Source organism: Ktedonobacter racemifer DSM 44963, from assembly GCF_000178855.1.
Taxonomy (GTDB): domain Bacteria; phylum Chloroflexota; class Ktedonobacteria; order Ktedonobacterales; family Ktedonobacteraceae; genus Ktedonobacter; species Ktedonobacter racemifer.
The window spans coordinates 2,357,959-2,374,234 of record NZ_ADVG01000004.1 but is presented as its reverse complement, the minus strand read 5'-3'; the positions used below and the strand labels follow the sequence as shown (position 1 = coordinate 2,374,234).

The 16,276-nt window shown below is 52.1% G+C and carries 27 protein-coding genes and 1 pseudogene; 16 read left to right on the top strand and 12 right to left on the bottom strand.

Features of this window, described 5'->3' with window-relative positions; translation table 11 throughout:
* The first annotated feature begins 48 nt into the window (after positions 1-48).
* Positions 49-417: a DUF1801 domain-containing protein gene (locus tag KRAC_RS52200; RefSeq protein ID WP_007921157.1), complete on the top strand. Its 369-nt coding sequence runs from the start codon at positions 49-51 to the stop codon at positions 415-417.
* A gap of 178 nt (positions 418-595) precedes the next feature.
* On the opposite strand, the gene KRAC_RS52195 is transcribed toward KRAC_RS52200, so the two are convergent.
* From KRAC_RS52195 to KRAC_RS52165, 7 genes are all read right to left on the bottom strand, one after another.
* Positions 596-817 carry a hypothetical protein gene (locus tag KRAC_RS52195; RefSeq protein WP_007921156.1) on the bottom strand — a complete coding sequence of 74 codons (222 nt, stop codon included), beginning with the start codon at positions 815-817 and terminating at the stop codon, positions 596-598.
* 2 nt (positions 818-819) lie between these two features.
* Positions 820-1,182 (bottom strand): hypothetical protein, encoded by a 363-nt coding sequence (locus KRAC_RS52190; protein ID WP_007921155.1) that lies wholly within the window; start codon positions 1,180-1,182, stop codon positions 820-822.
* A gap of 3 nt (positions 1,183-1,185) precedes the next feature.
* Positions 1,186-1,449: a hypothetical protein gene (locus tag KRAC_RS52185; protein WP_007921154.1), complete on the bottom strand. Its 264-nt coding sequence runs from the start codon at positions 1,447-1,449 to the stop codon at positions 1,186-1,188.
* 3 nt (positions 1,450-1,452) lie between these two features.
* On the bottom strand, positions 1,453-1,674 hold the full coding sequence (locus KRAC_RS52180) for a hypothetical protein (protein ID WP_007921153.1): 222 nt from the start codon (positions 1,672-1,674) through the stop codon (positions 1,453-1,455).
* Between the two features lies 1 nt (position 1,675).
* Entirely contained in the window at positions 1,676-1,873 is a 198-nt protein-coding gene (locus tag KRAC_RS52175) for a hypothetical protein (RefSeq protein WP_007921152.1), read from the bottom strand.
* A 188-nt stretch (positions 1,874-2,061) separates the two neighbouring features.
* Positions 2,062-2,253 (bottom strand): hypothetical protein, encoded by a 192-nt coding sequence (locus KRAC_RS52170; RefSeq protein ID WP_007921148.1) that lies wholly within the window; start codon positions 2,251-2,253, stop codon positions 2,062-2,064.
* A gap of 66 nt (positions 2,254-2,319) precedes the next feature.
* The gene (locus KRAC_RS52165; RefSeq protein WP_040447553.1) at positions 2,320-2,517 is read right to left on the bottom strand and encodes a hypothetical protein; all 198 of its coding nucleotides are present in this window, start codon (positions 2,515-2,517) and stop codon (positions 2,320-2,322) included.
* Between the two features lie 697 nt (positions 2,518-3,214).
* Here KRAC_RS52165 and KRAC_RS73085 point away from each other — a divergent pair.
* The 5 genes from KRAC_RS73085 to KRAC_RS52145 all read left to right on the top strand — a co-directional run bounded on the left by KRAC_RS73085 (position 3,215) and on the right by KRAC_RS52145 (position 5,857).
* Positions 3,215-3,439 (top strand): hypothetical protein, encoded by a 225-nt coding sequence (locus KRAC_RS73085; protein ID WP_157508091.1) that lies wholly within the window; start codon positions 3,215-3,217, stop codon positions 3,437-3,439.
* Positions 3,405-3,800, top strand: a complete 396-nt coding sequence (locus KRAC_RS73080) for a transposase (protein WP_157508089.1) — start codon at positions 3,405-3,407, stop codon at positions 3,798-3,800. The genes KRAC_RS73085 and KRAC_RS73080 overlap by 35 nt, the downstream gene beginning before the upstream one ends.
* A gap of 8 nt (positions 3,801-3,808) precedes the next feature.
* A complete protein-coding gene (locus KRAC_RS52155; RefSeq protein ID WP_007921143.1) occupies positions 3,809-4,174 on the top strand; it encodes a protein kinase domain-containing protein in 366 nt (121 codons plus the stop codon).
* A gap of 359 nt (positions 4,175-4,533) precedes the next feature.
* A complete protein-coding gene (locus tag KRAC_RS80460; RefSeq protein WP_007921141.1) occupies positions 4,534-4,833 on the top strand; it encodes a hypothetical protein in 300 nt (99 codons plus the stop codon).
* Positions 4,787-5,857, top strand: coding sequence for a serine/threonine-protein kinase (locus KRAC_RS52145; protein ID WP_007921140.1), 1,071 nt, complete (start codon positions 4,787-4,789; stop codon positions 5,855-5,857). Before KRAC_RS80460 ends, KRAC_RS52145 begins: the two co-directional genes overlap by 47 nt.
* Positions 5,858-6,852: 995 nt before the next feature.
* Here KRAC_RS52145 and KRAC_RS52135 read toward each other — a convergent pair.
* From KRAC_RS52135 to KRAC_RS52125, 4 genes are all read right to left on the bottom strand, one after another.
* Positions 6,853-7,584 carry a class I SAM-dependent methyltransferase gene (locus KRAC_RS52135; protein WP_007921138.1) on the bottom strand — a complete coding sequence of 244 codons (732 nt, stop codon included), beginning with the start codon at positions 7,582-7,584 and terminating at the stop codon, positions 6,853-6,855.
* 247 nt (positions 7,585-7,831) lie between these two features.
* The gene (locus KRAC_RS78860; RefSeq protein WP_007921136.1) at positions 7,832-7,957 is read right to left on the bottom strand and encodes a hypothetical protein; all 126 of its coding nucleotides are present in this window, start codon (positions 7,955-7,957) and stop codon (positions 7,832-7,834) included.
* Positions 7,958-8,020: 63 nt separating this feature from the next.
* Positions 8,021-8,320, bottom strand: a complete 300-nt coding sequence (locus KRAC_RS52130; RefSeq protein WP_157508087.1) for a hypothetical protein — start codon at positions 8,318-8,320, stop codon at positions 8,021-8,023.
* A complete protein-coding gene (locus tag KRAC_RS52125; protein ID WP_007921132.1) occupies positions 8,295-9,068 on the bottom strand; it encodes a hypothetical protein in 774 nt (257 codons plus the stop codon). The genes KRAC_RS52130 and KRAC_RS52125 overlap by 26 nt, the downstream gene beginning before the upstream one ends.
* A gap of 187 nt (positions 9,069-9,255) precedes the next feature.
* Between KRAC_RS52125 and KRAC_RS52120 the strand changes: the two genes are divergently transcribed.
* The 8 genes and pseudogenes from KRAC_RS52120 (at position 9,256) to KRAC_RS73075 (ending at position 14,719) form a co-directional block, all read left to right on the top strand.
* Positions 9,256-9,465 carry a hypothetical protein gene (locus tag KRAC_RS52120; protein ID WP_007921130.1) on the top strand — a complete coding sequence of 70 codons (210 nt, stop codon included), beginning with the start codon at positions 9,256-9,258 and terminating at the stop codon, positions 9,463-9,465.
* Positions 9,466-9,492: 27 nt separating this feature from the next.
* Positions 9,493-10,209 (top strand): annotated as a pseudogene (locus tag KRAC_RS80455) (DEAD/DEAH box helicase family protein); the annotation flags it as partial.
* A gap of 4 nt (positions 10,210-10,213) precedes the next feature.
* Positions 10,214-10,843, top strand: coding sequence for an endonuclease domain-containing protein (locus tag KRAC_RS80450; protein ID WP_420795881.1), 630 nt, complete (start codon positions 10,214-10,216; stop codon positions 10,841-10,843).
* Complete coding sequence (locus tag KRAC_RS80445; protein WP_420795880.1) at positions 10,735-11,778, top strand: helicase-related protein; 1,044 nt, start codon at positions 10,735-10,737, stop codon at positions 11,776-11,778. Before KRAC_RS80450 ends, KRAC_RS80445 begins: the two co-directional genes overlap by 109 nt.
* A gap of 264 nt (positions 11,779-12,042) precedes the next feature.
* Positions 12,043-13,173 (top strand): DEAD/DEAH box helicase, encoded by a 1,131-nt coding sequence (locus KRAC_RS52110; protein ID WP_040447549.1) that lies wholly within the window; start codon positions 12,043-12,045, stop codon positions 13,171-13,173.
* Position 13,174: 1 nt separating this feature from the next.
* Complete coding sequence (locus KRAC_RS52105) at positions 13,175-13,420, top strand: hypothetical protein (protein WP_007921121.1); 246 nt, start codon at positions 13,175-13,177, stop codon at positions 13,418-13,420.
* Entirely contained in the window at positions 13,395-13,763 is a 369-nt protein-coding gene (locus tag KRAC_RS52100) for a hypothetical protein (RefSeq protein ID WP_007921113.1), read from the top strand. Before KRAC_RS52105 ends, KRAC_RS52100 begins: the two co-directional genes overlap by 26 nt.
* A 311-nt stretch (positions 13,764-14,074) precedes the next feature.
* Positions 14,075-14,719, top strand: a complete 645-nt coding sequence (locus KRAC_RS73075; RefSeq protein WP_007921112.1) for a hypothetical protein — start codon at positions 14,075-14,077, stop codon at positions 14,717-14,719.
* 634 nt (positions 14,720-15,353) lie between these two features.
* Here the strand turns inward: KRAC_RS73075 and KRAC_RS68140 are convergent.
* Positions 15,354-15,581, bottom strand: coding sequence for a response regulator transcription factor (locus KRAC_RS68140; protein WP_075164595.1), 228 nt, complete (start codon positions 15,579-15,581; stop codon positions 15,354-15,356).
* A gap of 24 nt (positions 15,582-15,605) precedes the next feature.
* On the opposite strand from KRAC_RS68140, the gene KRAC_RS52085 reads away from it, so the two are divergent.
* Both KRAC_RS52085 and KRAC_RS77535 read left to right on the top strand, forming a co-directional pair.
* Complete coding sequence (locus tag KRAC_RS52085) at positions 15,606-16,124, top strand: helix-turn-helix domain-containing protein (protein ID WP_007921110.1); 519 nt, start codon at positions 15,606-15,608, stop codon at positions 16,122-16,124.
* Positions 16,124-16,261 (top strand): hypothetical protein, encoded by a 138-nt coding sequence (locus KRAC_RS77535; RefSeq protein ID WP_244422560.1) that lies wholly within the window; start codon positions 16,124-16,126, stop codon positions 16,259-16,261. The genes KRAC_RS52085 and KRAC_RS77535 overlap by 1 nt, the downstream gene beginning before the upstream one ends.
* Positions 16,262-16,276 lie beyond the last annotated feature (15 nt).

Sequence of the window (16,276 nt, the reverse complement as noted above, 5' to 3'; positions counted from 1 at the left end):
TGAAGGGCTTGAAGAGTCCTCCAGAGCCATTTCCTAAAGGAGAAATACATGAATCCATCTGAACGTATCGACCAGCAAATTGCAGCGCTTAATGACTGGCGCGGCCACATGATGACCCGATTGCGCAAACTTATCCTGGAGGCCGACCCTGACATCACTGAGGAATGGAAGTGGGAGACTGCGGTATGGTCTCACCAGGGACTTGTTTGTGCTGTTGGCGCTTTCAAGCAAACCATCAAAATGAACTTTTTTCAAGGCGCTTTCCTGGAAGATCCGCAGAAACTCTTCAATGCAGGTCTGGATGCGAAAAAAACGCGAGCGATTGATTTCCGTGAGGGCCACACAGTTGATGAGTCTGCTTTGAAAGATCTTATTCGTGCTGCCGTGGCTCACAATAGTGGAGGAAAAAGAGGATGACACCACAGGAAAGTGACCTTCCGATTGAGCTGGCCGCGTCTGTGCAATTCTTCCTACAATGTGATAGATTACCTTATCCACTTCACTGCGACAGTAGAAAACAAAGGATATGATCAGGGCGTCACTCTAGTAGACACCCCGCGCATCTATAAGTTGATAGCTCAAGCAAGATGTCTACTTATAGATGCGCAGCAACAAGTTGTGGCGTGAGACCCTGCTTATCTCTCTCGTACTCATAGGTAGAATGTTCAGCCAGAAACTGTTCAACCGCCTTTTTGCAAGCCCGGCGATAGGTCCCATGAAATGTGTACACCTCGGTGGGCGCATCGTAGTCATTCACACTGACCACAACAATGAAGTTTTTCACGTTCTCTGGTTTGGGTTCTTGCTGCTTCGCCATAGCTACCTTACTCCCGTCTGTTCCTCATATAAGCGCACACGATCGCGCGCCTCAAGGCGATCAATCTTCAGGCCATCGGCCAGGATGTCCTCGCTGACCTCGGCGCGCAGGTACGCCTGGATCCACTCTTGTTCAGTCGTATAGGGATAGGGACCGTGGAGTAGTGTCGCGAGCTGGCACTTGTAGACGTTACAGGCTAATTTAATGAGCACAACAGCAGAGAGGGGCGCGCCATTCTCGAAACGCGCCAGGTCCTGCGCAGTGACCGCTGGCATCGCGAGCGCGGCGGCGGCCTGGTCCAGGGTCAGGTTGGCCGCCAGGCGCGTCTGTTTCGCACGAGGGCCAATTTGTTTAAAATCCAACATCGTTTACGCTCCTATGTGGCCGGTTGCCCGGAACTTCAGAAGTTGCTCAGTATACGGGATTGCTGGATCAAAAATGAGAAAGATTGCACGAAATGCGACACACAGCGCTCCTTCCTCCCTGCCTGCGCTGTTGAGAATCCGCTCCAGGTCGCCGAAACGCTTGGCGTCCCAGGCCTGGACGTAGGCGAGTACCGGATCCACTATCGCCTGGTGCTGCTGGCCGCGATCCTCGTCGTCGCGGCCCTGTGCTACGCTGTTACTGCTCACGCGCTACTCCCCGATCTGGCCCGAGGCACGCATCTGCTCCAGGTGATCTTCAAAACTAACGGACGAATCATAGTTGCGATGGAAGGTATAAATGGCGTCGTCCAGCGGGCTACCTACCTCAGTCTGGCCGAGGATCCCGTTGATTGTTGCGTTGTCGCCCTGCTCCAGGGCCTCGACATACTCGGAAAGAAGATCGCGCTGGGTTGCGATTGTTGCTGCTGTCATGTTAGTACCCTCGCTTGTTATGCTTGCGCGCGTGATGTGCGCGGTAGTAATCCAACTCTGCTTCGTGTGCGTTCTGTAGTTGCCTGGCCAGGCGATATAGTTGGCCCTCGGTCGCTGACCTGGGGAAGTCTCCGCCCTCGCCAGTGCGACGTATGCCAATGAGGCGGTTCAATCGGTGCTGCTCAGGATCTGTCATCATTGCGCGCTGGCCTCCTCTCCTTAAAACAGGCCACTGGCGGCCATGTAGTCTGCCGTCAACGCAGCCTCGTCTAGTTCGCGCTCGCGCTGGGCCTCAAGCTCTTCGATCTGCATGCAAATGATGGTGTCTTCCCATTCCATCGCTTTATCCTCCAGGGGCGGAGCGCGCAACTCCGCCCGGTGTGTGTACTATTCCTCTTCAAAGGTCTCGACCTTCTTGGCATTCAGGCACTTCTCGAAAGCTTCGGATGAGTAGCCAAACTGCTGCCTGACTATCTCCTCTTTCGCAGCCTTCGCGCTGGTGGCCTCAACCGGCACGCAGAAGACCAGCCCTTGCGAATTGGTCTCCAGGCTCACTTCGTAAAGCTTTGTCTTTGCCATCGTTCCTTCTCCTTGATCCAGGTGGGAGGAGCTGTTATGCTCCTCCGGTCTTGCTATTGTCCGTGCCTACTTCGCCAAAGAGTGATTGCCATAGAGGCAGGTATCGCCATGCCACCAATGGTTGCAGCAAAATTTCATGCCGTGGGTGGCGATCTGCTGGGGCGTGTACGTGGAGAGAATGACCTGGCGAGCTTCACGCTCAACGGGAGCTGGTGCGGGGATTGATGTTGTTGACTTGCGTTCGCGTGCGATCTGAAGTACCATAATAACCTATCACCTTTCTTGAGAGCCTGGCAGGGCTCTTTGAGAATCCTGGAGCCGAATGCGTCGGCTCCTTTTTTCTTGCTTGCGAAGTTCCATTGACTTCGTATGCATTCATTTGTATACGTATGATAACATACACATACATGGAAGTCAACGCATAAAACCTGCCTTGCGCAGAATGATATGCTTCAGGCAGTTGTTTCTTCCATCGACCTGACTCCATTTTTACCCCTACCTCCATACTGATAGACCTGGGAAGCGAGATTATTGCAGTGGTCTCGCTTTCTTTTGCCCTAAAACCTGGCTTGAGCGAGATGGTACACTGAGACCATATCCTTTTAGAGATTGCAATTTGCGAGAGAGACATTCCAGGGCCTGGAATGTCTCTCTTTTTTTTGTGCTTAAGCAGGCAAGCTTTATAGGGCCTTAAAAAGATAGAGAAAAAGAGAAGTAGAGAAGTAGAGAAAAGTATATATATTTTCTCTTTATTTTTCCTTATACTCACCGTTCGCTTAAATCTGGGCGCCATTTTCAAATTCTGGTAAGCTGAAGGGCATGAAAGAAGCCCTGAGCATAGAGACAGAACGTATGGATGATATCCCGCTGTTGATCACACATATGCAGCGCATGAAATTGGCCGAGTTGCTGGATAAGCACATGCCGACCCACGGTCACCGGATATGATCCAGAAGCACCTTTGGTCTGTTTTGACGAGAAGCCGCTGGTGGTCCATGGAGAGGTTCGTGAGCCTCTGCCCGTGAAACCGGGATCTCCCCAACGTTCTGATTACGAATATGAGCGGTTGGGGACCGCCAATCTGTTTGTGTTCGTCGAGCCCCTGGCTGGTCGCCGTTGTGTCGAGATGACCGACCAGCGCACCAGGCTAGATGCGAGCCCAGACGATCCGCTGGCTGGTGGATGAGGTCTATCCTGATGCTCGCGTCATTCGCCTGGTCATGGACAACCTCAACACTCATACGGTGGGCAGCCTCTACGAGGCGTTCCCTCCCGAGGAAGCCCAGCGCATCTGGAAACGGCTGGAAGTGCATTATACCCCCAAGCATGGGAGTTGGCTCAATATGGCCGAGATCGAGATCAGCATCTTTGAGCGGGGCTGTTTGTCCAAACGGGTCAAAAGCTTTGAACATCTGTGGCAGCACATTGAGGCCCTGGCCAGCGAACGCAATGCACAACGCTGCCAGATCCATTGGCGCTTTACCTGTGCTGATGCTCGTGCTCAGATGCATGATTTGTACCCCTCGCCAAAAATCAAACTGGACTGACTACTAGGATGGATCGAATTGGGCAGCACCTGGGGAATTATCGTCTTACCCGTTTGCTTGGTGAGGGTGGATTCGCGGAGGTGTATTTGGGAGAACATACCCTCCTGGGGACGACTGTTGCGATCAAAGTGTTACACACCCAAGTGGGGCAGGAAGACGTGATGCAATTCCAGCTTGAGGCTCGCCTGCTGGCAAGCCTCAAGCACCCCCATATTATCCGTGTCCTCGATTTTGGGATCGAGGGACGGACTCCTTATCTGGTAATGGATTATGCCCACCATGGCACGCTGCGCACTCGTCATCCCCGAGGAGCCCAGTTGCCCGTGAAGACGGTGGTCAGCTATGTGAAGCAGGTGACAGAGGCATTGCAGTAGTGCGCCTTTGTGCCACAAATGTCTCTCTTACCCGTCGGGGTAAGCTCACTAGAGCAAGGTGAGTAACACAGCGACTTATTCGCCCACGTAAGTGGACGGAGATACCTTCAACCGAAAGGACTGAAGGGAAAGTAGCATGTCGTGTAAAATGCTGGTGAAGCTCCAGTCCCAGGAGCCAGAGGGAAGTCAAGCGAAGCTGTATAAGGTGAAGTCTTGATTGGCTGAATCCAAGTCATGGCGGAAAAATGCCAGCCCACAGGAGAAGGGACTATCGCCTGTGTTCAACGTGCAGGGGAACGGTACTACTTCCCCTGCAAGCTCTCGTTGGAGCCAGCCTGCAAGGAGCAGGAAGTGACGAAATGGGCACCTACGTACAGACTGAGACATTTGGAGGAACTGAGGGATCGCCTAAACGCTGTAAAGCGCAAGGTGACGGAGCGACCATACGAGTCGGATTTTATCTGACAAAGGGTCGCAGGAGGCCAGACTCAAAAGTGGCGGTTGACATGGATGTGTCAAAAGACCGCTGTGGGAGTCGTGTTGAAAAGACACTGGCCTCTGGAGAGCGTAGTGCATCGAAAGGTGCATGCTGCGTTCGGAGGGGAGGGGTTGGTGCTCCTGAATCATCAGGACCCGGCCTCTTACCCTACTGCTCATGATCGCAAAGTCATTCACCGGGATATCAAGCCGGAAAATATACTGCTGGATGAGCATGGGAACATTCTCCTGAGTGATTTTGGCATCGCCTTGATTGCGCAGAGTTCGCGCTACCAGAGCACGAAGGAGATGGCGGGAACGATGGCCTATTCGGCCCCGGAACAGATCCAGGGGAAGCCGCGTGCAGCCAGTGACCAGTATGCGTTAGGGATCGTCGTCTATGAGTGGCTGAGTGGAGATCGCCCCTTTCATGGATCATTTCCAGAACTGGTGGGCCAGCATTTGACGGTTCCCCCACCGTCCTTGCGGGAAAAGGTTCCCCTCCTCTCGCGCGATCTCGACCATATGGTCTTGACCGCTCTGGCGAAACAACCAGAGGAGCGTTTTGCCTCGGTCAGCGCCTTCGCCACAGCACTGGAGCAGGCTAGTCAGGATCAGCTGCCAGCCGAACGCCCGCGACCGTTCGAGTCCTCCTCACGGTTAGAGACTCCCCCACCGCCCACACGTACAACGCTGCCCCCACCTTTCACAGCGACAGGGCCGATCCCTCGATCACAACAACCGGTGGGATCTGCCTTGACGAACCCAACACAGCCTGATCGCTTCACTTCCTCACCCGCACCTGTGCTATCGAGATCGCCTGCTATTCCAACGCCAGGAAAGATGACAAACAAGCCCACTCTATCGCGCCGCAGCATGCTTCTCATCGGGGCCTTAGGTGCAGTGACGCTTGTTGGGGGTGGGACCGGCGGATTCCTGTTTTGGCGCGAACATCTGGGCCAGCTTTTTACCTACCAAGGTCACACTGACATAGTGTATGCAGTAGCGTGGTCGCCGGATGGGAAGTGGATAGCATCCGGCTCTGCTGACAAGACCGTGCAAGTGTGGAACACGAGCGATGGAAGTCTTGCTTTTACGTACCAAGGGCACTCTAACGCTGTGGATGCAGTGGCGTGGTCCCCGGATAAGAAGCGGATAGCATCCGGCTCTGCTGACAAGACAGTGCAGGTGTGGCAGATGGTGTAGAGGGTGAGGAAGACCTCCATCCAGGCGGACCCAAGATCGCTGCTCTGGTAAGGCGTGTGATTGGTACGCCTCTTCTTGTAGGCTCTGAGTGAGGATAGCAGCTTCGTAGCCGCAAAGTGGATAAGTGCAGCACAGTTTTGCAGATGAGCCTGAAAAATGGCTCTCTTCTCGGTCCAGTTGGATTATCGGCACAGTTTTTGGCGGGATAACAGTGCCAGCTCTGCCGATAACTCGACATGGAAATGGAAAACTGCGCCGATAAGAGAGATTATAAGCGCGGTTCAATTGGCCTTTGCGAAAACTGTGCCGCACTTATCTACTTTGCGGCTATATGGGTTCTTCCTTAACTAAGGGCCTTCTAGCCGCGCTGCTCTTTTTCGCAGTTACGGAAGAATGTGTGCTCTTTTTCGCAGTTACGTTGGAATTTTTCACGATTGAGATCATGAAAATGCCCATCTCCAAGCTCGTTTCATTTCGCGCTTACGTTAGGGCTTACAGTGGGCACCTAAGAATGTTCTTGGCATCCAAATCGAGTTAATGGTAAATTAACTGAAGGGTGGACCGATTTTGCACTGAAGGGTGAAATTTTGATCTGAAGGATGGAAATCTCTATGAAGCCGCTTCCCCATCCCGCCCCAGGCTTGGTTTTATTGAACGCAAACGTGTACATTCGGCTTAGATGTCGGTCATACTTGAGCATTGTGCTCGCGCGCGGCATCAGCCAGGCTTCGATCTGTTTCCCATTGCAGGCAGCAGTGGGATTCTCAACCATCTGTCTTCATCTGCATCTCAGCCAAGCAACGATTTGCAGGATCAAAAAACGCACAAGCTCACTTTTGCGAGCCCAAGCAAAAGGGGTCCCATTTACAAGATGACAATGGAAGAAGCCGCATCAGAAGCGGCATGGCCTCTCTGAGAACCGTCGATTTCCATCCTTCAGATCAAAATTTCACCCTTCAGTGCAAAATCGGTCCACCCTTCAGTTAATTTACCAGTTAAGTCGTCGGGCGGCGTGCAATAAAGACAAATTCGCGTCCCGGACGGTCAGGGGCTTCTCGTACCTCATCCAGAGACATTCCTACAGCCCTGAGCGAATTGGTAATCTCCTCACGACTTCTAAAGCGCAACGTTGAGTCTGACGTGATTACGGCACCATCGCTCTCGAAAATATACGTCCATCGGAAAGACACGAAGGAATTTTGAACGTCAGTAACGTCAACCCATCCTTCGACAACGCCACAATTGGGTATGTCAACGCGCTTGTAGGTGTTCTCCCGGTTCCATTTCAGCCACGCCTGCGCCTTGGGGTTCCGCGTTTCAAACACCAACCGTCCACCTGGTCGCAATACCGCCCGAACCGCAAGGAGGGTCTCCTTCCACTCCTCGTCCGTCAGAAAGACCTGGGCAACGTTAGCAGTCATCGTCGCGAGGTCAATCGTCAAAGGAGGAAGGTTTAACGCATTGCCGTGAATCCATTTGACGCGGTCAGACCAAGGTTTCGTTTGAGCCACCTTGAGTGAGGCTTCGGCTGGATCGAGTCCACTCACCTCGAAGCCGCGGGCAGCGAGACGGCAAGCAAATATTCCTGTTCCACAGCCAATGTCAAGTACAGAACGAGCACCAAACTCGTCGACCATAGACTCGTAAGCCTCTAGGTCGGAGCGATCAGGATCAAACGGGTCGTAGATAACAGCAAGTCTTGGATCCTCAAAAAGTTTATCAGCCATTCACGTCCCTCCAATTCAGGTTGAGCATCTAGCCCAAGATCAATCAATAACTTTCTTGTTGAGTGCTCCTGCCTGTTAGTGACACAACCAACCAGTGAAGTGTCATCTTAAAGTATAGATAGCACAACTTGATTGTGTAACAGCGCGCAAAAAAACTTGCCGCACCCAAACGTATGAGGTTGGGACGTATGCTCTGCATGTGCAGTGCGCCTGGCATCTGGCCGGAGACCAACAGATACTCTTTGCCTCAGGGGATCGCCTCAAGCAGGGGCAAGTCGCACGCGGCCTGGTATTCCTGCGTATTTATCCCCTTGATTTCGATGGGCCACCATTTTCCGTAGATTTCCAGGATCGCATCAGGTGAATAGACCATGTTGTACTCTTCATGCTCATGGGTTAGATCCAGGCAGTATTGGTGCCCTCGCCGCACCACGCGTCAATGCTTTTTGAAGAGGTCAAACTGCCATTTCTTGTGAAGTGACCAGCCATTCAGGAATATGGCATTGAGGTGTGGGCTCACTGGCTCTGCCGGTTCAACTTCAGCCTGGTTGCGCTCACATAGATAGTGCTCGCGATAACACCACTCAGAACTGGGAACAATTAGGGAGCTGGCATGAAGCTTTGTGCATGGGGAGCTTGAGGCTCCCCACTTCGCGAAGTAGTTGGTGAATTGCGCCTGGATCAAGGCATCCTGGACGCGAATGTGGGAATCAGAAGGGATGTTCTTCATCATCATCCTCTTCTGCAAATGCGGGGGGCGTGCTCGCGTTGCCAGCGGTTGAATCCAGTTCGCGAATAGGGCGATCTTCCATGATCATCTGCATGATACGCTCGAAAGGAGGGCGGGGAAGGTTACGAGGGGCATAACCAGTTGGGACGAGAGAATAAACCGTACGGCCATTCTGTAGCTCGCGGGAATAGGTAAAATCGGTCGTTGTGATGTCGTGAACCTTCCCGTTGGGGGATGCCAAGCCAGACTCAAACAACTTCTCCAGGGTAGGCAGGACAGACCACTTTACATCGAGGAGATGAGGCGTAGCAGTCTCTTTGCCCTCATCATCAACACCATAGACAAAGCACGGCAGGATAAAATGGTCTTTCGCGGCCTTCTGATACGCGGCTTTGACGGCCGTATAACGAGCATCCTTCTCCACTTTGTTGCGCTGGGGACGGTCGTTAGCCTTATCAACTTCGCGCTTAGCAATCATACACCAGTGGCACTGTTTGCCGTCCTCCTCTGCACAGACGGCCTGGACAAAGCGGCGATCCGCTTCCACCCAGTAGTCATGCATTTTGATAGAGATCATTTCGTGCTGATGATTCTCCGTCATGAGGTTGTAGAGGAAACGCAACGTGACGCTCTCTCCATCACCCAGGCGCAGGAAATGGTTGGTGTAAGTAGTGGATTTCTTTTCTTCGCGCTCTTTTTGTTCCTTCTGAAGCTGCTTCAAACGCTCATAACCGCTTACTGGACGAATAGCCATGTGCTGACAACCTTCTTTCTTTTTTTAACCTTCTTAAAAAGTTTCTATGTTGTTGTTTGCATTCGTATGTATCCATACGTTGTCGTAATCATACCATTGACATCATATAAAGTCAACGGGTATAATAGCAACGTATTCAAATGACTACGTACGAACACAAACAAACTCATAGAAAGGTTGTCAGCTCATGAGACGAAAGAGAATCACCAGAGAGGATCTGCCGCGACGGCTAACGCTGACCGTCCCCGAGGCGAGAGACCTGACCGGTCTTACCTCCAGGATGATTATTGATCGCATCAATTCCGGCATTATAAAAGCGAAGAAAATGGATGACGGCAAGGGGATGTACCTGATCGACGCGCCTTCATTCAGCGACTACATCGCCATCGAACGGTAGGGCAAGGCAAAGAGGAGAAAAACAAGGATGGAGATTCAGCTAAGGCCCTATCAAACCGAATGTGTCGAGAAGGTTGTCAGCCAATTCAAGAACTTTTGGGCATTTCTCACCTTACACACCCGCGAAGAGATCACTGCTTCAGAAGCGCGCCAGCAGGAACTGGCGCGTTTGCAGACCGCCCTGGTCGTCTTACCAACCGGAGGCGGCAAAACGGTGATTTTCGCAAGCATAGAGATTGAGATCCGCCAGTTTCTTGCGACGCGGCAGAAGAACCTTAGCACCCTTATATTAGCACACCGACAGGAACTCTTGAACCAGGCGCGCGACAAATACCACATGATCGACCCGCACCAGCTGATCGGTCTCGTCGGTGGTGGCATCGCGGAATACGGCGCGCCTGTTACGGTGGCCAGCATTGCCACGGTTTCGCGCCCAAAGCATCTCAAGAGCCTGCGCGACTTCAACTATCAGCTCGTCATCGTCGATGAGTGCTTCCCTGCTGGGACGCTAATCGACGGCAAGCCCATTGAACAGATCAAGGCTGGAGACCTGGTTACCGCTTTTGATGAGACAACAGGCACATTCGCACATAAGAAGGTAGTACGTACCTTTCGCCGTGTCGTTGGCTCTCGACTGCTCAAAATAACGAGTGGTCGTCATTCTGTAGTTTGCACTCCAAACCACCCTTTCTACACACAGTCAGGCTGGAAAAACGCAGATCAACTTATCCTGGGGGAGAAGCTTTTACATGATAGAAATATCAACAACATGCGCCAATTGCGGGGAAACATTTACTCTGACGAAGAAATCACAGGTGGACAGTTGGAGGGCCAAGAGAAATGTTTACTATTCCAAGGATTGCAGCAATATAGCGCGCGCACGAATGTCATCTGTAATGATGGCAGCGACAAACAGAAAGTACGCTTCAGCCAGGATGAAGGCCAACAACCCTATGAAGAAAGACTCTGCGCGCCTGAAGATGCAAGCGACAATCAAGGCCATAGGGCACTCTCCCAGGGTCAGAGGCGGAAATGGCAAGGGTCCAACAGTTCCACAGAAAATGCTAGCGGAGGCGCTTCACTGGCAGATGGAATATGTGATCAAAACTGGTCACCCGCGCAAGAATCCTTTTCACTATCCAACCAGCTACAAAATCGACATAGCCAACCCCTTGCTAAAGATAGCGATAGAGGTGGACGGAGCATCTCACTCTACGCTAGCCAGGCAAGCGCAGGACGTCAAGAAAACACAGTTTCTTACTGGGCAGAAGTGGGCCGTATTGAGGTTTACGAACCTGGAAGTGATGGAACATTTGGAGGACTGTGTAAAGACGGTTATGTCTACAATTTCGAAGTCGAAGACTTCCATACCTATGTAGCAAACGGCTTCGTAGTTCACAACTGCCATCACGTAGCCGCGGCAGGATACCAGACCGTGCTCGATGTGTTACCCTGGTCGTTCCGTCTGTTTGTGACCGCCACACCGGATAGGCTCGATGGCAAGCCCATCGTCGACCACGAGCCTATCTATAGCGCGTACATCACGGACATGGTCCGCGAAGGTTTTCTGACCAACATCCTGCCCATCCTGGTCCGCACAAAGACGGACCTGGACCAGATCAAGACCACTGGCGGCGACTACAACGAACACGAGTTGGAGATCGCCATCGACAATCCAGAACGCAATAGCAGGATTGTTGAGGCCTACCAGGAGTACGCCAGTGGCAGGCCGTTCTTGTGCTTTGGAGTAACTGTAAGGCATGCGCATAACATTTGCGCGGCATTTAATGAGGCGGGCATTTCTACGGGCGTTGTTTCTGGTGATATGGATTCAGAGGACCGTGTTAAAACGCTCCAAGCATTTGAAACGGGCAAACTGCAAGGGATTTGCAACGTCCAGGTGCTCACAGAGGGCTATGACTGCTTAGACCGGGAAACTGAGATCCTTACTCCCCAAGGATGGAAAGGAATAGGGGGAATACAAAAAGGGACAGATGTGTATTCGCTTAATCGGGAAACTGGGAAGATCGAAATAACCCCTGCGCTTAGTTATATAGAACGCCCGGTTCACCCTGGAGAGCAGATGGCAACCATTCAAAGCCAACATGTCAATATTCGAACAACTGAGGGCCATGAATTTCACATCAAGTATCGCGATCCTGGCAAAAATGGAGCGTTATCACAAACATGGTTAACAAAAACAGGTAGACAGCTTGCAAACAGGAAAAGTTCATATGCTCTACCTATTGCAGGCGAATTTGAGGGCTTGCCCGGCTTGCCACTTACAGACGACGAAATACGCTTCATCGCCTGATTTATGACTGATGGTGGTTTTCACAACGGATGCGTAACAATTTGCCAATCAAAGGATTACCATAACGAGATACGAGACTTGCTCCAGAGGCTAGGATTAGATTTTCGTGAACGCATTAGGGTTAATATCAAAGGGTTCGGAGGCCCCAATAATTTGCCTCTGCATGAATTTCATATTCCAAAGGGAACAGGTACAGTCCGTCGTAATGGATGGTTTAAGTATGCTCCTTACTTAAGCAAAACAGTCTCTCCATTACTCCACAACATGGATAAAAGACAATTTCTCATCTTCTGGGAAGAAATGCTCAAGGGCGACGGCTCCTGTCAGGGAAATAAAGCAGGATGGCTATGGTGTGGAAACAAAGGGAAAGCTAATGCTTACACGCATATGGCTGTGATCAGAGGATTAGCTACCACCTGCACACAAGTGATCACGCCAAAAGGGACAAAGGTATGGCGAGTAACCATACGTGATGCTCAATGGATTACTTCTACCCCTTCAGACAAAAGAAGCGCACGTATACAACTAGAGGATCCACAAGAAAATGAAGTTGTCTGGTGTGTCCGCAACAAGAATAGCACAATCATCACAAGGCGGCAGGGCAAAGTTGCCATTATTGGGAATTGCCCTATAACCTCCTGCATAATCCTGGCCAGGCCCACCAAATCGCGCGCCCTGGTCGTGCAAAAGATCGGACGCGGGGTGCGCCTGGCTCCTGGGAAATCAGATTGTGTGGTGCTCGATATCACCGATAACATCCTCAACCATCGCCTGCAACCTGTGACGCTGGCGCAGGCCATCGGGAAGGAGCTGCGCGACCAGGAGTCGCTCTTGGATATGCTGGCCCGCGAAGAGGATGAAGAAGAGAAGCGCAAGGCGGCTAAGAGCGACGACCCGAAAGAGCGCAAGATCAAGCAGAAGCAACGCGATAAGGACATCGTCCTCAACATTCTGCAGCACTTTGATTGGAAACGGAATGAGCACGGGTATTGGGTCGTCGAGGTTGGCGCACTCAAACATCGCATTGCGCTGATTCCTGCCAAAGACGCCCCCAACATGTGGAAGGTCGCGGCTAGGCTTGCGCCTGCTTACGAACAGCAATGGTGGTCAAAAAGGGCGCTACCGTTGGACTGGGCACAAAACTTCGCGGAGAGCGAGGCCCTCAAGCTCCGTGACGATCCCAAAGCGGTCATGTTGGTCGACCGCAATGCTACATGGCGCCTGAACCCGCCATCCGAAGAACAAATGGCCTTCCTGAACAAACATCACGTCGCCTATCCGACGGATGACGAAGGCCATTGTATGTGGTCTCGTGGAGAGGCATCTGAGGCCATTGGCAAGAAAATTGAGCAATTCAAAAAGCGGCGCGAAGCGAAACAGAAGGTGACAGCGTAAAATGCGTAGTTTTACTCAAGAAGAAGCCCAGGGCCTGGCTGACAAAGCCAGCGCCCTCCCTCGTATTAAAGCCAGCGCGGAGCAAGGGGCAAAACAGCGCGGTAAATATCACATCCTGGTCAAGCACACGCGCGAGCGGCTGCAAACACGTGTGTTTACAAAAGACCAGCTCGACTCAATACTTGAGGCATGGAAGCAAATTGACGGAGGAGAAACAGGCAATGCAACTCACAAACAAAAAGCTTGAAACAGTTCAGGGCCTCTACAGAGACGCGAAAATGCTTGGGACCCAGGGCCGAAAACGAGAGGCCAGCGAACTTGGAGTGAAGGCACTGAGCATCTTCAACGATGCCGCAGTTCAGAAGATCGAGACGAATACCTACGAAAGTAAAGAGCACCTGATCTACACAGATATCTCTGTCCCTCTGCCAGTCAAGGCAGACACCAAGATCTACCGGATTGAAATCGGCCTAATCGACGGTTCCCCGCTGGCGCAGGATATCCTGGCGGTGCTCAAGAAGTACAACGAGCTGGGCTATCCTGAGCCACACGCAGGCGACGAGATCGACCTGAGCACTATGGAGTTCTGAACCTGTCTTGTCTCAGTTGATATACTGAAGGCCGATCAGAAGACCAGGGGACACGCGCCGAGGATCGTGTCATCAAGTCCCACCCAGCGTATGCACAAGGGACCCCTGGTTATTCTTATGATCTGGATAGCGGCAACAAGCAAGATGTTGCGCGACCAACGCAGGCTGCAGCAAGTCAATGCGCCTTCTCTAACCCACGTGCCGTGCGATTGTCATTGGTTCTGCCCCCTGTCCCACAAGAGCGCCTCGAGGCTTGCCAAAGGCGCGCCCGTCATATATACTCATCAATAAACCCGGAGAGAGCTTTATCGATGCACCATTCATCTTCTGGCAAGTCTGTCGCACCAACGCGACGCCATCGTTCATCCCACCAGTGGTACAATGTCCAAACAAAACTTATGAAAATGATCGGGCTAGGCTGCGGTATGTTGCTTGTGGTATTACTGTTGTGTAGTTGCGGAACTGCCTCGGCTACCAATGTTCCCCCAACCCCTACTCAACACATGACTACCAGTGCTCCAGGTACAGCGGTCTCTACAACCCCAACCAGCGTTCCTACCGCGACCCCAACCAGCGTTCCCACCCCAACCCCAACCAAGAAGCCTCAAATGAATGCGACAGATGGTCAGCCACATATAGGTGGGCCAGTCTCGGACTTCGTTGGCAAATATGGTCAGCCAGTCGTGTATACGACATTTAACGATGGGTCCGATATCATCGTTGGCACAAAGCAGGATACTAACAATATTGTCACCTGGATAAGTGTAACCGGCCCCCAGAACTGGACCTTCGATACAACCAGAAATTACTGCCTTAAATTCACGCCATCCGGTGCTGTACAAGATAGCGATTTCAACCAAGGTGGTGATGACACCATTGTCTTTCACAAGAATGCGGACAGGTTTGTCCTGGATATTTTCGTCTATCAAAACTGTGTGTGGAACATGAACATGTAACCGAAACGGGGGTACGATAGAGCAGCAGATTCAACAACAAGAGATGTTGTCATTTATCGGGACAAAAACACGGTTTTCCAGATAACCTGCCACGCGACCAGGCGCGTTCAGCAAATCGGCTTCTCTCATAATTTGGCGTAGCATCGCAAGGGACGCTGTTGCCGTTTTCCATTTCTCTTTACGCGTCAGATTCCGCAACACATTCGCCAAGATACTTGGAGAATGCGCCAAGAAATGCCTGAAAAAGGTCGCATTTCTGGCCTATCTCAGATATACTTCCTCTTGAGAGAGAAAAAGGCACGCGATTTCAGCACGATCTCAGGGAAGATGGTCATGAGAATGACGCCCGAAACATTCCCATGAAGACCCCGAAGGAGAGGAAACAAGCGAGAATCGAGATTTGCGGCGGTTTCGCGTGGATCGTAAACTGTTCTTGGCAATTTTGCATCTCTTCATGAAGTGCAGCCAAAGAAGGCATATGGCTCCAGCATCAGAAGCATTCACCGAGAAAAGCAGTACGCCCCTCACGCGTTTTGCACTGATACTATGTTTAAATGCACATTATTTTGCTTCGCTTCATTTTCGCAAGGCAACCGAAAAAGCTGGGGCGCATTTTTTTGCAAGCGAGATCGGTTTACTCCCCTTGGGAAAGGAGACCAAGAGCCCGTGCTCGTGCGACCGCCTGCGTGCGGTTGGTGACTTCGAGTTTGCTGAGGATGTTCGCAACATGATGCTTAATTGTGTCGGTTGTAACCGTCAATGCTTCCGCAATGTCCTGGTTGGAGGCGCCGCGTGTAAGCAGGTGTAACACGTCCTGTTCACGCGCGCTCAGCGGGTCTAGTGCATTCTGACGAAAGGTCATAGGAAATGTGGTATCATAGAGGGCATGAAAGCCCCCATTTTTATTCGACCACTGACCAAAGACGAACACAGCCAGATCCGGGCGGGGTTGCGTTCGTCCAATGCCTTCGTGTTGCGACGCAGCCAAATATTGCTCGCGTCTGCCCGTGGGGAGCGCGCCCCCGCTATCGCCAAGTATCTGGGCTGCGACGACCAGACCGTTCGCAATGCGATCAAAGGCTTCAATATAGCTGGACTCACCGTGCTCAAAGAGGGGTCTTCGCGTCCCCATCGACTCCGAACGACCTTCACCATCGAAGCGGCCGAGCGGTTGAAAGCGCTCTTGCACCGCAGTCCCCACGACTTTGGACTCGACCGTGGCCTGTGGACCTTGGAACTGGCGGCCAAGATCAGTTTCGAGCAGGGCATTATCCCCCACAAAACGTCGGTGGCGAGCGTGCGCCGAGCGCTCCAAAGCTTAGGGACCAATTGGAAGCGTGCCAAACACTGGATTACCAGCCCCGACCCCCAGTACCAGCAAAAAAAAACGCACGCGATCGGCTGATGGCCTGGGCGAGCACCCAACCAGGCTGGGTCATCGGGTTTGTGGACGAGGTGTGGTGGAGCAGGTTCGCTCTTCCTCGTCTGTCCGCCTGGCAAGGGAAAGATCAACCCGTGCGCTTGGTGGAACAGACGTGGTAAAAAGATGATCCTGAT

Excerpts from the sequence above, each read along its gene's own strand:
- KRAC_RS52105 (WP_007921121.1), top strand. The coding sequence starts at position 13,175 with ATGCGTAGTTTTACTCAAGAAGAAGCCCAGGGCCTGGCTGACAAAGCC.
- KRAC_RS80450 (WP_420795881.1), top strand. The coding sequence starts at position 10,214 with ATGATAGAAATATCAACAACATGCGCCAATTGCGGGGAAACATTTACT.
- KRAC_RS52190 (WP_007921155.1), bottom strand. The coding sequence starts at position 1,182 with ATGTTGGATTTTAAACAAATTGGCCCTCGTGCGAAACAGACGCGCCTG.
- KRAC_RS68140 (WP_075164595.1), bottom strand. The coding sequence starts at position 15,581 with ATGACCTTTCGTCAGAATGCACTAGACCCGCTGAGCGCGCGTGAACAG.
- KRAC_RS52180 (WP_007921153.1), bottom strand. The coding sequence starts at position 1,674 with ATGACAGCAGCAACAATCGCAACCCAGCGCGATCTTCTTTCCGAGTAT.
- KRAC_RS52165 (WP_040447553.1), bottom strand. The coding sequence starts at position 2,517 with ATGGTACTTCAGATCGCACGCGAACGCAAGTCAACAACATCAATCCCC.
- KRAC_RS77535 (WP_244422560.1), top strand. The coding sequence starts at position 16,124 with ATGGCCTGGGCGAGCACCCAACCAGGCTGGGTCATCGGGTTTGTGGAC.
- KRAC_RS73075 (WP_007921112.1), top strand. The coding sequence starts at position 14,075 with ATGCACCATTCATCTTCTGGCAAGTCTGTCGCACCAACGCGACGCCAT.
- KRAC_RS52125 (WP_007921132.1), bottom strand. The coding sequence starts at position 9,068 with ATGGCTATTCGTCCAGTAAGCGGTTATGAGCGTTTGAAGCAGCTTCAG.
- KRAC_RS52170 (WP_007921148.1), bottom strand. The coding sequence starts at position 2,253 with ATGGCAAAGACAAAGCTTTACGAAGTGAGCCTGGAGACCAATTCGCAA.
- KRAC_RS52155 (WP_007921143.1), top strand. The coding sequence starts at position 3,809 with ATGGATCGAATTGGGCAGCACCTGGGGAATTATCGTCTTACCCGTTTG.
- KRAC_RS52120 (WP_007921130.1), top strand. The coding sequence starts at position 9,256 with ATGAGACGAAAGAGAATCACCAGAGAGGATCTGCCGCGACGGCTAACG.
- KRAC_RS78860 (WP_007921136.1), bottom strand. The coding sequence starts at position 7,957 with ATGGTCTATTCACCTGATGCGATCCTGGAAATCTACGGAAAATGGTGG.
- KRAC_RS52085 (WP_007921110.1), top strand. The coding sequence starts at position 15,606 with ATGAAAGCCCCCATTTTTATTCGACCACTGACCAAAGACGAACACAGC.
- KRAC_RS52135 (WP_007921138.1), bottom strand. The coding sequence starts at position 7,584 with ATGGCTGATAAACTTTTTGAGGATCCAAGACTTGCTGTTATCTACGAC.
- KRAC_RS52110 (WP_040447549.1), top strand. The coding sequence starts at position 12,043 with ATGGATAAAAGACAATTTCTCATCTTCTGGGAAGAAATGCTCAAGGGC.
- KRAC_RS52130 (WP_157508087.1), bottom strand. The coding sequence starts at position 8,320 with ATGATGATGAAGAACATCCCTTCTGATTCCCACATTCGCGTCCAGGAT.
- KRAC_RS52200 (WP_007921157.1), top strand. The coding sequence starts at position 49 with ATGAATCCATCTGAACGTATCGACCAGCAAATTGCAGCGCTTAATGAC.
- KRAC_RS52100 (WP_007921113.1), top strand. The coding sequence starts at position 13,395 with ATGCAACTCACAAACAAAAAGCTTGAAACAGTTCAGGGCCTCTACAGA.
- KRAC_RS52195 (WP_007921156.1), bottom strand. The coding sequence starts at position 817 with ATGGCGAAGCAGCAAGAACCCAAACCAGAGAACGTGAAAAACTTCATT.
- KRAC_RS52175 (WP_007921152.1), bottom strand. The coding sequence starts at position 1,873 with ATGATGACAGATCCTGAGCAGCACCGATTGAACCGCCTCATTGGCATA.
- KRAC_RS73080 (WP_157508089.1), top strand. The coding sequence starts at position 3,405 with ATGCGAGCCCAGACGATCCGCTGGCTGGTGGATGAGGTCTATCCTGAT.
- KRAC_RS80460 (WP_007921141.1), top strand. The coding sequence starts at position 4,534 with ATGGGCACCTACGTACAGACTGAGACATTTGGAGGAACTGAGGGATCG.